Source organism: Candidatus Caccoplasma merdavium (genome assembly GCA_018715595.1).
GTDB lineage: Bacteria > Bacteroidota > Bacteroidia > Bacteroidales > UBA11471 > Caccoplasma > Caccoplasma merdavium.
Genome location: DVLI01000009.1, coordinates 20853 through 35107, shown reverse-complemented (window position 1 = coordinate 35107; position 14255 = coordinate 20853). Strand labels below are relative to the sequence as shown.

Sequence of the window (14255 nt, the reverse complement as noted above, 5' to 3'; positions counted from 1 at the left end):
CACGCTCATCGTCGCCGTTGACAAAGCCCACACAGGTATAGGTGAGCTCGGGCATCTCGTCGCCCTGGCGGCACTCCTGGTTGTCGGCCGTCAACGTGAGGGTGGCTTTTGCCACCACGAGAGGCACGCTCTCCTCGGCGGCCGTGTAGCTGTCGGTGGCCGCTTGTTTCACCGTGAGGGTCGTCTCTCCCGCGTGTTTGATGTAGATGCGCCCGTCGGCTATCTCGGCCACCGTGGTGTCGGCTATCGCATAGGTCATCTCGCCGCGGCTGTTGTTGCTCGTCACCACGGGCAGGGCAAACGGCAGGTCGCCGTAGGTCTTCTCGCCTATCTCGGCCACCGTGAGTTGGGTAAGGTTGAGAGCCATTACGGAAAGTGTTCCCGGGACATACTCGAAAGCATAGTTTTCGGCTTCGCCGCCGGTGAAGGTAATCTCAAACTCGCCCACCTCCGAGGTCTCGCTAACTTCGCAAGAGATTTGAGGACGAGCTGTGAGTACCGTATCGGTTTCACCCAAAACAAATCCCTTATAGGTATAGGTGAGCTCGGGCATCTCGGCTCCCTGGCGGCACTCTTTATTATCGGCCGTCACCGTGAGGGTGGCCTTTGCCACCACGAGAGGCACGCTCTCCTCGGCAGCGACGTGCGTGTCGGTGGCCGCTTGTTTCACCGTGAGGGTCGTCTCTCCCGCGTGCTTGATGTAGATGCGGCCGTCGACAACAACCGCCACCGTGGTGTCGGCTATTGCATAAGAGAGTTCGCCGCGGCTGTTGCTCGTCACTTCGGGCAGGGCAAACGGCAGGTCACCGTAGGTCTTCTCGCCTATCTCGGCCACCGTGAGCCGGGTATGGTTGGGTGCCCATACCGAGAGGGTTCCCGATTTGTATTCAAACGTGTAATTCTCGGCCTTACCCCCCGTGAGCACAATATCGAACTCGCCCACTTCCGAAGTCCCGGAAACTTCGCAAGAGATTTCGGGAAGCGCGGCCAACGCGGTTGTATCATCGTCATAGGCAAAGCCCGAATAGAAGAACGTGAGCTCGGGTATCGACTGACCTTGGAAGCACTCCTTATTATCGGCGGTCACCGTAAGGGTGGCTTTCGACACGGTGAGAGGTAGCGTCTGCTCGGCAGCCGTGTAGCTGTCGGTTGCAGCCTGTTTCACCGTGAGGGTCGTCTCTCCCGCCCCCTTGATGTAGACAAGGCCATCGGCAATAGTGGCGACAGTCGTGTCGGCAATGGCATAGGTAATGGCGCCCTGTTTGCTATTGGTGGTCACCGTCGGCAAGGCAAAAGGCTGGTCGCCATAGGTCTTCGCATCGATGGGCAGCACCGTAAGCTGGGTGGGTATAGACTTGATGGTAAGGGTTGCGTGGGTAAATACAAAGTCATAGTTGTCGGAGAGTCCGCCCGAAAGCGTGATGGGGAAAGAGCCCAGCGACGACGAGTCGGCCGCACACGAAGCGACCGGTTTCTGCGTCAGATTCTCTTCATTCTCCCCGGCAACAAAGCCTTCGTAGGTAATGGCAAAGTCAGGATTGGCCTCGCCATAATAACGCGAGGTGTCGGCCACGCTCACCGCCAAGGTGCGCTTGGCCACCGTCACCGGCAAGACGAGCGACTCGGCCGCCGTGAAATTGTCCGAAGCCTGTTGTTTCAGCACGATGTTCGTCGAGCCGGGAGCCACAACGGTCACCCGACCGTTCTCGACTGTCACGACGCGAGGATCTTCGGACGAATATTCGAGCGGGGCCTCATCGTTGTTGGTGGTTACCGACAAGGCAAACGATTCGTCGCCATAGTGTTTGAGAGCTACCGTATCGGCCGAGAGACGGGTCACCGCCGGCTCGATGGTGAGGGTCGCCGGACGATAAGAGAGGGTGTAATTGTCGGCAGCGGCACCACTCACCAGAATCGGATACTGGCCCACGGGCGACTCGGTAAGGGCGTCGCATTTCACCTGCGGCATGACCGAGAACGACGAAGCGTCGTCACCGTTGACAAAGCCTTCGTAAGAAAGGGTGAAATCGGGGTTCTCCTCGCGATAGTGGCGGGTGGTATCGACAGCGGCAATGGTAAGCGGAGCCTTCTTCACGACATAGGTAAAGAAGTTGGAGACGCCTTGCGTGTAATTCTGCGAAGCGGTCTGCATGGCAATGACCATCGTCGAACCGACATGTTTGGGCTTCATCTTGCCATCGGCAAATTCCACAATCGAGGGGTCGGAAATCGCATAGATGATTTCGCTCTCGGTATTGTTCGACGTAATATCGAGCGGACGGGGCTCTTCGCCATAAACCGCCGTGTCGGGAAGGGTGATGTTGATAACCGTCTGTGCCTGGTTGATGGTGAGGTGACCGGCATGATACTCGAACTTGTAATTGGGGGCTTCGGCTCCTTCGGGCGTCACCGTATAGACACCGACCGGAGACAGGGAGTCGGCCTCCCAGCGAAGCACCGGTTTTACCGTCAGGGCCGTCGTATCGTCGTCATAGACAAAACCCGTGTACGAGAGCTTTCCGGCCGGATTGGGCTCACCATAAGGACGCTCGGCATCGAGCGCCTGTATCGAAAGCAGGGCCTTGTTCACAATCACCTCTACCGTGTCGGAACCGGCAAGATAGTTTTCGCTGGTCTCTTGCAAGGCCACCAGCGAGGTCGTTCCCACGCCCACGATTTCGAGCTTGTCGCCTTTGACCACAGCCACCTGGCTGTCGAGAGTCTTATAGAGCAGCTCTTGCTCTTCGTTGTTCTTTTTCACTTCGGGCAATGCGAGCAGAGGCTGTCCGTAGGTAAGCGTGTCGACGGCAGCCATTTCGAGATGCGAAGCGGCTTGGCGGATAAAGAGCGTACCGTCTTGATAGGTAAAATCATAATTGGCCGACTGGGCCCCCGACGCTTTCACGACATACTCGCCCACCTTGGCATCGACACCGGCCTCGGTTGCCGCAACGGGTCGTACCGAGATGGCCGTCGTGTCATCGTTGTTGACAAAGCCGCTGTATGTGAACGTGAAGGCGGGATTCTCTTCGCGGTAGAGACGCGACGTGTCGGCCACGGCAACCGTAAGCATCGCCTTGTCGACTTGCAATTCGACCTCGACGGTGTCGGAAGCATGATAGTAGGTCGACTCATCTTGACTCACGGTGAGAACCGTTTTACCGGCATTCTTTATCACGACCTGCCCATCGGCAAAACGAGCCACCGTCGTATCGGCGGGCGTGCAACGCAAAACGCCGTCGGGATTGTTCGAGGTGAGAGCCACCGGCTCGCTGCCGTAAACGACCTGTATGGGAGTGGTGTCGATAAGCGGAGTCAGTTTGTCGACAATGAGTTTGGCCCCCTCGACATAGACCAGCTCGTAATTATCGGCCGCACCGCCCGAGAGGGTGATGGGATATTCTCCCGGGTCGGAATCGACGACAGCCGTGGTCTGGGCCTGGGGCAGTTCGCTGAGCGAATGGGTACCGTCGTTACCTACAAAGCCTTCATACCGAATGACAAAGGCCGGATTCTCGGTTTTATAAAGGCGCACCGTGTCGGCCACCGAAACAGCGAGGCGGGCTTTTTTCACGACAAGGGCGACCGAGTCGGCCACATCGCCGTAGTTGCCGCTACCTTGTTGCGAGACTTTGAGCCAAGTCTCACCGGCAGCCAGTATGTTGATTTTCCCGTCGGCAATCGCAGCCACGGTTTCATCGGCAATGGCATAGGTATATGCCCCGTCGGCATTGGGCGAAGAGACTGCCGGGAGAGCGATGGGCTCGGCTCCATAGACGGTCGTGTCGATAGCCGCAATGGTGAGGCTGCCGGTCAACGGGTCGATGGTGAGATGACCGGAACGATATTCGATTTCATAATTCCCGGCAGCCGCTCCCGAAGGGACAATTTCGTAGCGGCCCGGTTCACTCTCGGTCGTAGCCTCGGTCGTCACGACAGGCCGGGTAGTGAGCGCCGAAGCATCTTCACCATTGACAAAGCCTTCATAGATGATGCGGAAATCGGGGTTTGCCGTGCCATAGAGACGCGACGTGTCGGCCACCGAAATCAGCAGCGGGGCTTTCTCCACGATGAGTTGTATCTGGGTCTCGACGAGTTCGGTAAAGTGCTCGGTCGCCGCTTGCGAAACGGTAAGAGTCGTTTCGCCCAGGGCTTTCACGACAATGCGTCCCTCCTCATCGAGTTCGGCCACATCGGGATCGGCAATGACACAGGTAAGCGGAGCCTCGATGTTGTTGGTAACGATCGAGAACGGCTCATCGCCATATTTTTTGTGAATGGGTTCGGTCGAGACCTCGGTCATGGCCTGGGAGATGGTGAGCTTGGCCGGTTCTTGCGAGAGGATAAACTCGTAGCGGTCAGAGCTTCCGCCCGAGAGGGTAATATCATAAACGCCGAAATCGGAATCGATGGTGGCATTGGAGGCGGCAATGGGCTCCTGTTGCAATATCGACGGGTCGTCGTCGAAAAGGAAGCCTTCGTAAATGAGGCGGAATTCAGGGTCGGGCTTGCGGTAGTAACGGCTGGTATCGGCCACCGAGACGTGGAGCGGCGCTTTCGTAACGGTCAGCACGCCGGAGCCGGCCGAGAAGGTGTACCAAGGATCCTCGCCGCCAGTGACGGTGAGTTCATATTCTCCGGCCGGCGATGTGGGCAAAGCCGAAGTAACCACTTCGGGGTCCTGGGCCACGGAGGTGTGCTCCCCTATCCAGCCGGAATATACAAAGCGATAGGTCTCGGGATTTTCCTGACCATACATGCGGGACGTGTCGGCGATGAGCACCTGCAAGGGATATTTGTCGACTGCGGCCGAATGTGTCGATTCGCCAAACGTGTATCCCGACCATTGTGCGGCCACTTTCACCGTATAGGTACCGGGCAACATGTCCTGGAAGAGCACGTCGGTCGCACCGAGCACCACCGTATCGCGCACAAACGCATCGCCGGCATCGTAGATGGAGACTTTATAGGCATCGGCTTCTTCGACAGCCGACCAGGCTATGCGCACCGAGAAGGGAGCTTCTCCGGCCGACGACTCGATGCTCGACGGGGGGAGCAGTTCCCACGAACGGGCTCCAATCGAGGCGAAGGGCGTCGCCCCGTCGTCGGTAACCACCCGCACCTTGATGGTATAGTCGGTTCCCGGCGTAAGCCCCGAAACGCGGTAGGTCGTATCGAGGAGGGAGGCATCGTCGACCGGCTCGCCTCCATCGGTCTTCTCGACGACTATATTATATAGTACATCGGGAGCGACCGCATTCCAAGAGATGTCGAAATCGGTCTTATCGGCCACCTCATAGGCAAGGCCGTCGGGGGTGGGCACGCAATGGGGCGTGACAACGACCTCATCGGAATAGAAACCTTTGTAGTCGGCCCGCAGTTTCACCTCATAAGAGAGACGGGGATCGAGCGAAGCATCAATCGAGGTCGATGTGGCGGTAAGGTTCTCGGTCTCGGAAACCAAGGCGCCTTCGGTCGTGTAGATGCGCACACTGTAAGTAACGACATCATCGACGGCACTCCACGACATGGGCACAGGGGTCGACTCAAACACCGTTCCCACGGTAAAATCTTGCGGAGCGGGGATATAATCGTCGGTCTTGACCAGCCCCGAAGCAAATCCCGAACTGTAACCGCCGGGATAGTTGGCACAGATGCGCACCGAGTATGTCGCATCGGGGGTAAGCCCCGACATGGTGTAGCTCGGCGTCGAAACGGTCTCCTCGGCTTCAACTTCATTGAGGGCGTTACGCATCTGTATGGTGTAGCTCTCAGCTCCCGAAACGGCATTCCAGGTCACCGGCAGGGTGTGGAAGGTGGCGGCTCCGGCCTCGATGTTGTTGGGAGCGCAAAGGCCGACAACAGATTGGGTGAATGAGACGATACCGTCGGTCACGGTAATCGTCGCATCGTGACGAGCCAGGTCAGAGGGGTCATAGGTCACCGTGACATCGGCCGTGGTGACCGCCTGCTCAATGGTGGTAGAAGAGACCGATGCGGTAAAAGCGGGATTGCTCGACGAGACCGTGAGAGGGGCTGCGGCATTGGAGTAGCGCACCGAGAAGGTCTGCGTCTCCACATCATCGGCACCCGAACCCGAAGTAAAACCGACAAGATTTATGTCACCGGCCTCGATATACCGCGCGCGCGTTACCTTTACATTGCGGAAGTGTTTGTTGCCGACAGCTCCCGTCTCGGTATACATTTTTATCTTGGTAGCCCGGCGGTCGAGCGTATAGGTCAAGGACTGCCAATCTTTGGTAAGCATATTCAACGTCGCTATCCGTACCCAAGAACCGTCAACATACTGGTCGAGATAACAGTTCCCGCTACCTCCGATTCCGAGGATTGTGGAATATTTTCCTTCAAAGGTCAAGACACCGGCTTCACCGTTGATGTCATACTCGGTCGAAGATACGGTCGAGAACTCTCGTTCGCCCGCATCATCGAGTACATAGCTCTCGGCATACAGAGGGAAAGATGCACACAATAACAGACAGACTACAAGTGCACACAGTTTTTTCATTATTTGTCGTATTAATTATTCCTTGAAAAAGCGGCTTCCGTTTGTAAAAATTTATTTGAATCGCTTTCTTTTACCTAAAAAAAATCTCATGCAAAGGTACTTCATTTGCACTTTTTCATGGATTTATTTATATTTATTAACAGACCGTGTGTCTTTTTTGAATAGCTAAACGGTAGGGCTCGCACAGAACGCCAAAAACAAAACAGGCTAATAATCTATCTATTAATCAAACATTCCATAAACAGGACCTCCTTATCGAGATGTTGGTAAGCAGGAATCGGATAGTTAATAAACACAAATACAAGTAAACATACAATACGAAAACTTTTTGTATGGCTTGTAGTTTTTATGGTTTCTCACATCTCCAAACAAGCGTCTCCCACCCGCAAACGACAGGGCCATTTTCATGGGCAAGCCACCCTACCCATACACCCGCGGGACAAAGGGTGATGCGAAGCCTGATTACACCTGGCGACGGAGCCGCATGCCACTTAGGCGCAGGGGGCGGAGCAATAGACGTTCGATTCGCAAGTGTGCATGAGACGGCACAGATTCACACTCAAAAGCAAAGGCAGGTGTGCCGCCCAAAGAGCGGGTTTATTTTTTATGCGCGGACGCAATCTCGTCGATCATCTCCTGCGGCGGCTCGGGCAAATCGGGCAGGGAAACCCGACGCGAAGGCCGAACATCGGAGGCTTCTCCTCCTCTGATGTAATTGCGGTATTCGAGGGGTGTGAAACCGGTCTTTTTCTTGAAAAGCGAGAAGAAGTGCTCGGCCGACTTGTAATTGAGCATATAGGAAATTTCCTTCACCGAGTGCGACGTGCGCATGAGCAGGTCTTCGGCCTTTTTTATTTTCAACTCCTGAAAATACTTAGCGGGTGCATATCCGGTGTAATCTTTGAAGACTTTACGGAACCAGCTGTACGAAAGATTAAGGTTCTCGGCCAATTCCTCCACATCGATATTCTTATAAAGGTTTTCTATCATGATGATTTTGGAACGCTCTATCTTCTGGCTGATGCTGTCCTCTTCAAATATACGATTGCTCGACACGTAACAAATAAGGCCCAAAATGTGCATGACGATGCCCGAGAGGCACTGCTGGGCAGCATTCTTCCCGCTATTGGCCACCTCGATGGCGGTTTGGAAGAGTTTCACCAGGTCGGCATTGAAGCCGATTTTCAGCACGGGACTATCGGCTGTAATATGCGCCTGGCGGAACCACAACTCGGCAACGGGGCCGTTGAAACCGATATAATACTCGTTCCACCCCACTTTTTCCGAAGGCGAATAGGTGTGCCATTGGCCGGGGAAGAGACAAAGGAGAGAGCCTTTGGTAAGAGGCTGCACCTGTGTACGATCGGAGGTGAACGAACCGGCGCCTTTGGTTATATACAGCAATTGGAACTCCTGCAAAACACGTCCCTTGCCCACGTTGAAGAAATATCCCGACGGGTGGTCTTTGAGGGGGTAATGCTCGCCTGCCTTGATGCTTTGGAAGCCCACGGTATTGACATAGACGCCAAAGTGCATATCGGTCTTTGTGGCGTTGAGATAACTGATTTCGTTTTCCAGATCGTTGTAGGTCATGTCCTTGCGGTTGAATCTCGTAGGGTTTCATCGCCGTCCTGCCGGCGGGGCGGCAAGTGTGGCGGTGGAATAGACAAATATAACAAATATATTTGGGATATTCAAGTCGTAGAGCCAAAATTTGCAGTCGTCCACCACAATTTACAGTCGGGTCGACAAGATACCATCTCCGGGGGAGGTCGCCTCTGCACGGGAGAAGGGAATGAGGGGGGCAAGGAGAAACAGGAAGAGGAACGAAAGAGGGGGCTCGAGGCGACGGGCAAGCCGTCGCGGCATGGCCGGGGGAAACGAGCGTGGATTCCGACATGGAGAGGGGGATACTCCGGGAGGGATTCGAATCGACAGAAAAAAAGCGAGGCGGTCGCCCGACCGCCTCGCTATGGTTAGGAAAGAGAGGAATCTCTTATTTTACAATAACTTTTTCTACTTCAACCGTTCCGTCGCTGTAAACAGTGCGTACCAGGTTGAGACCTTGGGTCAGTTCACTTTGAACAGCACCGGAGAGGCCGTAGATTACTTGCGATACAACAACTTTCTCTACTTCGGGAGTCGTTACTGCACCGGGTTCGGGATCGGGCTCGGTACCTTCAACCTTGAAGAATTGCGAGAGACGAGCATAGGTCTGACCAACCACATCGGTTACATTTTGAACAACGAGTTGGTAAGTAGCAGCTGCAAGAGGCTCGGCACCCGAACGGGTAATCGTCATCGTATTACCGCTGATAACATACGTACAGTTGGTTGTAGGCATTGCAGGCTCACCAAAGAATACAATCAGATTATCGGCTTGCGTTTCGGCCAGCGGGTTGTTAAACGTAACAACAAAGGTGGTAGTGGTATCACCTATCGCAACAGCATCGGCCATTGCCGTGCTACCGGCGGGAGATACCGATTGCAATTCGAGTTCACCATAGCCTTCAACCAGAATTCTATATTCATCTACATAGAATTCTTTGGCTTCGCTCTCGAAGCGCACATACTTCTTGTCGAATCCATTGTAAGAGAATCTTACTGTTTGCTCAGCGCCATTGGGAACGACGATTTCATCAAGAACAGTCCATTCGGTACCTTCCAATTCATCGCCTACCATAACGCGGATAGGTGTTTCCACTTTGGCTCTGATGTCGAGTTCAACATCGAACGGGCCTTGGAACATGGTGTCAGGTGCAGCACCGGTCTTACCTTCGGCGGCGAGGAAGTAAGCGCCATTGTCGCTTTGGAGAATGAGACGACGGTTTTTCTCGCCATAGAACGACCAGCCATAATACATACGGTAACCTACATAGGTATTTCCTTTATTGAATACATGTACGCGGAAACCGTCTTTTTCGGTCGAGTTGCTGAAGCCGATACCATCGGGCCATACGGCACCGGGTTTAACGGTACCGGCAATAACTTCGCCATTCTCGTCATAGGTGAAATCGGCATTGTAGAACCACTCTTCGATAGGATTGTGGAAGTCGGTCGAGTAGAATACTTTCTCGCGAGCCACATAGTTCTCGTTCTTGATACCCTGGATGGCAACGGGCGAGTTGTTGTATTTCTCGCTTACGGCGGCGGCCATCACGGTGATGGAGTCACCATAGGCGGCAAACGGAGCGGAGTAAACTTCACCGTTCTCAATGGGATCGGTACCATCGAGGGTGTAGAGGATTTGTGCGCCGGTGAGGTCGAGCTCTTCACTGGTGATGGCGATGGTCACGTCGATGCATTTACCGTCGGCATTTTGAGCGAGAGTAATAACCGGAGCCGGCAGGGCGGCGAGAGTCTCGTTTACAAATTCGAGGCTGTCGACGGGAGAGTCATACCATTTCTCGGGCGAAACGGCGATAGCCTGAATCAAGCAGTTCTTCAAGAGAGTATCGGGAGCCTCATAAAGCTTGCTCTCGGTGGTGGGCACAGTACCGTCGGTGGTGTAGTAAATCTTGGCGGTATCGGGAGTGGCGGTGATGGTGAGTTCATAGTAACCGGCCCATTCGCCTTCGAGCGGAGTAGTTGTAATCTCAGTAGCGCAAGTACCTACAATGGGAAGTACATAAGGTTCGCCCCAAAGGAGGTATTTGGCAGCGTTGACAAACATTCTGGCGCCATCTTCGGTCAGTGCGCCTTCGAGTACGGTGTATTCGCCACCTTCACCGTCGATGGGCACAATGAGGTAACCGATATTGCCGTCGAACCAGTGCTCGGCAACAGAAGCTGCGCCGTTGGCCGTGGCGATGACGTCATGTTCGAACGTCGTTTCGGAAGGAATACCTTGCAGGTAACGTCCGCCTTCACGACCGGCTTTTGCAAACGGCATAACCGTGTCGATTCTCGAAAGGCCGGCAAAGATGTCGTGCTCTACATAGAGATAATCGGGAATAAGGGTCATCGAAGGATTCTCGGCCGTGCCGGGGTTTGCACCGCCGCCACCAATAGCGGGGCTGGTCTTGTTGTACCAGAATGCTTTGGTGTTGAGAACAGGAATCTGACCCAAAATCTTGTCGAAAGATTTAGCCAAAGCGGTACCCGAACCGGTAGGACCGGAAATCACCACGAGGTCGTAGTCGGCAAGACCATCGGCAGTGAGGTCGCCGGTAAGGGTCTTGTCATCAAAGTTGAGAGGGGTAACGTCCATAATCGGGTCTGCTTCGAGGGCTTTGAAAATAGCTTCGTTGCAAGTTCCGTCAACAACATCGGCACCTGCCAGATAGGCTACTTTGAAAGCTTCGGGCAACGTGTAGGTACCGGTAATCACGACGTTGTTGAGGCCGACTTGTTTACCGGCATCGCATTTGAAGTTGAATTCGATGGCGACACTGCCGGTAATGCCGGTGATAGGCAGGGTGGTCGTCAAGAATGAGCCGCTGTTATCGCGCAGGGGTTCGAGGGTTTCGGCATTCAATTTCACCTTCGAGCCGTCGGCTTTGACGGCATACACGTCGAGTTGATTACCGCTGTCCGATCCGAAACGGGCGGCGTTGAAAGCCACCGAGGTGGGAGTAAACGTCACGCCGTTTTCCACGTCCAGCGTGAAACGCACCGTGGGAAGAGAGGTGTCGCCCTTCTTTTCTGCGGGACCGAAACGCATGAAAGTCGTCCCGTTGATGGCTTTGGTTCCGGAGAAATCCCAACCGGAAGCGACCTCCATCGTACCGGAGGAGAGTACACCATCGGTCGAGATGGTAGCTGTTTCAATAGCTGCCGTTGTGCAGGCATAGGTAGCTGTCACAGTTTCTTGTGCCGAAGCCCACGACGAAGTGCCGAAGAGCAGGGCAGCAGCTGCAAACAGTCTACCAATCTGAGTAATTTTTCTTTTCATGATAGAAAATTTTAGTTAATAATTGAAAGTCTTTTTTTTCGTCTGCATATAACAAGACATACACGCTTACAAAATTATATTTTTGCCAAAAGTATCACACTTGATTTTTTGATACAAAAGCTGTTTATAATGATTTTTCTTTGTTCCGCGACACAAGGAAGCCCCGGGCATGGCTTTACACTTTTTTGGTTATTTCATCGCGGGCGGGGCATACGCGGCAACGCCGCGAACCGGCGGGAGGCGGCGGCATGCACCCGCGGGCGGGAAGATGCCCGTCACGCGCCGAAATCGTCGTACATCAGCATCTCGGTCGGCACACCGAGGTCCCAAAGCATCTTCTTGACCGATGCCGCCATGGGGCCGGGACCGCACATGTAGTACTCGATGTCTTCGGGTGCCTCGTGGTCTTTGAGGTAATGGTCATAGAGCACCTGGTGGATAAAGCCGGTGTAGCCCGTCCAATTATCTTCGGGTTGCGGGTCGGAAAGGGCAATGTTGAACGTGAAGTTGGGGAAGTCACGCTCGATGGCCCTGAAATCTTCTTCGTAGAAAATCTCCCGCCGCGACCGGGCGCCATACCAATAGGATATTTTGCGGTCGGTGGTGCGGAGCGTGCGGAAGAGGTGCATGAGGTGCGACCGCAAAGGAGCCATACCGGCGCCGCCGCCGATGTATATCATTTCGCGCTTGGTATCGAGAATGTGGAACTCACCGTAGGGGCCCGAGAGGGTCACCTTGTCGCCGGGCTTGCGGGTAAAGATGTAGGAGGAGCATATACCGGGCTTGATGCCGGCGGCCCAAGTACCGGCAGCGCGGTCGAACGGCGGCGTGGCGATGCGGATATTGAGCATGATGATGTTGCCCTCGGCGGGATAGTTGGCCATGGAATAGGCACGGAAGGTCTCCTCGTCGTTGCGGCACACCAGCCCCCACATCTTGTATTTGTCCCACTCGTCGCGGAATTTTTCCTCGACTTGCATGTCGGTGAACTTGATGTCGTAACGGGGCACGTCGATTTGCACATAACTGCCGGGGAGGAAGTCGAACTTCTCGCCGTCGGGAACGCGCACCACAAACTCCTTGATGAACGAGGCGACGTTGCGGTTGGAGATGACTTCGCACTCCATCTTCTTGATGCCGAGCACCGATTGCGGCACTTTTATCTGCAAATCGTTCTTGACCTTGACCTGGCAGGCCAGCCGATAATGGTCGTGCTGCTGCTTGCGGGTGAAAAAGCCGGTCTCGGTGGGGAGAATCTCTCCGCCGCCCGAGAGAACCTGGCAACGGCACATGCCGCAGCTACCGCCTCCGCCGCAAGCCGAGGGAAGGAATATCTTGTTGGCCGCCAGCGACGCGAGGAGCGTGGCCCCGGCCTGCGTCTCGACCGTGCGCTCGCCGTTGATGGTGATGCGGCGGTTGCCGGCCGGCATGAGACGCGCCTTGGCTATGAGCAGCACGGCAACCAGCAACAGGGTGAGTACCAGAAATATGACAACCGCAGCAACAATGGTGAGGTTGCCCGATGTGAGTATGAGAGTGGTCATAACGGAACGTTTTTTACAATTTGATACCGAGGAAACTCATAAAGGCAATTCCCATGAGCCCCGTGACGATGAAGGTGATGCCGATGCCTTTGAGCGGAGCGGGCACATTGGAATAGGCCATCTTCTCGCGAATGGCGGCGATGCCCACAATGGCCAGCAACCAGCCGATTCCGGAACCGAGCCCGTAGACCGTGGCCGACCACGCATTGGGGAACGACCGCTGCTGCATGAAGAGCGAAGCGCCCAAGATGGCACAGTTGACGGCGATGAGCGGCAGGAAGATGCCCAGCGTATTGTATAGCGCCGGTGCGTATTTCTCGACTATCATCTCGACGAGCTGCACCATGGCCGCCACGACGGCGATGAAAAAGATGAGACTCAGAAAGCTGAGGTCCACATCGGCAAACGACTCTCCGAGCCACGAAAGGGCGCCGGCTTTGAGTATGTAGTTTTCGAGCATATAGTTGACCGGCAGGGTTATCGCCAGGACGAAGGTCACGGCCACGCCCAGCCCCATGGCGGTCTTTACGTTCTTGGAGACGGCCAAATAGGAGCACATTCCCAAGAAGTAGGCGAATATCATGTTGTCGATGAATATCGACCGGATAAACAGATTGAGATTTTCCATGTGTCAGACTCTTTGAGTGTGATACTATTTTTCTTGCAAATCCTTATTGCGGAGGCGGTGCACCCAAATGATGCAGGCCACCGTAATCAATGCCATCGGGGGCAATATCATGAGGCCGTTGTTCTGATAGCCCCAGTCATAGAGGCATTGCGGCACGACGGGGTAGCCGAAGAGGGTTCCCGAGCCGAACAATTCGCGGAAGAAGGCCACAATCACCAGGATAAGGCCGTACCCCACGCCGTTGCCCACTCCGTCGAGGAACGACTCCCACGGGCCGTGCCCGAGGGCGAAGGCTTCGAGGCGCCCCATGAGAATGCAGTTGGTGATGATGAGCCCCACAAAGACCGAGAGCTGCTTGCTCACGTCATAGGCATAGGCTTTGAGCACCTGGTCGACGACGATGACCAACGCCGCAACGACCACCAGTTGCACGATGATGCGGATACTGCCGGGAATGGTATTGCGCAACAGCGAAATGATGACATTGGAAAAGGCCAGCACGGCCGTCACGGAGATGGCCATGACAAAGGCAGGTTCGAGCTTGGCTGTAACGGCAAGGGCCGAACAGATGCCCAACACCTGCACGATGACGGGGTTGTTGCGCGAGAGCGGGCCCAAAAGTATTTCTCTGTTTTTCTTCGATAACAGCATATCTCTATATCT

6 protein-coding genes are annotated in these 14255 nt (G+C 54.8%); all 6 read right to left on the bottom strand.

Annotated features, from left to right (window positions below; translation table 11 throughout):
- Window positions 1-6526: fibronectin type III domain-containing protein (locus IAD09_02695; GenBank protein ID HIT81137.1), on the bottom strand; the 6526-nt coding region annotated here is incomplete at its 3' end.
- Between the two features lie 597 nt (window positions 6527-7123).
- Window positions 7124-8119: an AraC family transcriptional regulator gene (locus IAD09_02690; GenBank protein HIT81136.1), complete on the bottom strand. Its 996-nt coding sequence runs from the start codon at window positions 8117-8119 to the stop codon at window positions 7124-7126.
- A gap of 403 nt (window positions 8120-8522) precedes the next feature.
- Entirely contained in the window at window positions 8523-11420 is a 2898-nt protein-coding gene (locus IAD09_02685) for a chitobiase/beta-hexosaminidase C-terminal domain-containing protein (GenBank protein HIT81135.1), read from the bottom strand.
- 275 nt (window positions 11421-11695) lie between these two features.
- Window positions 11696-12964, bottom strand: coding sequence for an NADH:ubiquinone reductase (Na(+)-transporting) subunit F (locus IAD09_02680; GenBank protein HIT81134.1), 1269 nt, complete (start codon window positions 12962-12964; stop codon window positions 11696-11698).
- Window positions 12965-12977: 13 nt separating this feature from the next.
- The gene (gene nqrE, locus IAD09_02675) at window positions 12978-13592 is read right to left on the bottom strand and encodes an NADH:ubiquinone reductase (Na(+)-transporting) subunit E (GenBank protein HIT81133.1); all 615 of its coding nucleotides are present in this window, start codon (window positions 13590-13592) and stop codon (window positions 12978-12980) included.
- A gap of 24 nt (window positions 13593-13616) precedes the next feature.
- Window positions 13617-14243, bottom strand: coding sequence for an NADH:ubiquinone reductase (Na(+)-transporting) subunit D (locus IAD09_02670; protein ID HIT81132.1), 627 nt, complete (start codon window positions 14241-14243; stop codon window positions 13617-13619).
- Between the last annotated feature and the right edge of the window lie 12 nt (window positions 14244-14255).

Coding starts and splice junctions, on each gene's coding strand:
- nqrE (HIT81133.1), bottom strand. CDS start 13,592: ATGGAAAATCTCAATCTGTTTATCCGGTCGATATTCATCGACAACATG.
- IAD09_02685 (HIT81135.1), bottom strand. CDS start 11,420: ATGAAAAGAAAAATTACTCAGATTGGTAGACTGTTTGCAGCTGCTGCC.
- IAD09_02690 (HIT81136.1), bottom strand. CDS start 8,119: ATGACCTACAACGATCTGGAAAACGAAATCAGTTATCTCAACGCCACA.
- IAD09_02680 (HIT81134.1), bottom strand. CDS start 12,964: ATGACCACTCTCATACTCACATCGGGCAACCTCACCATTGTTGCTGCG.
- IAD09_02670 (HIT81132.1), bottom strand. CDS start 14,243: ATGCTGTTATCGAAGAAAAACAGAGAAATACTTTTGGGCCCGCTCTCG.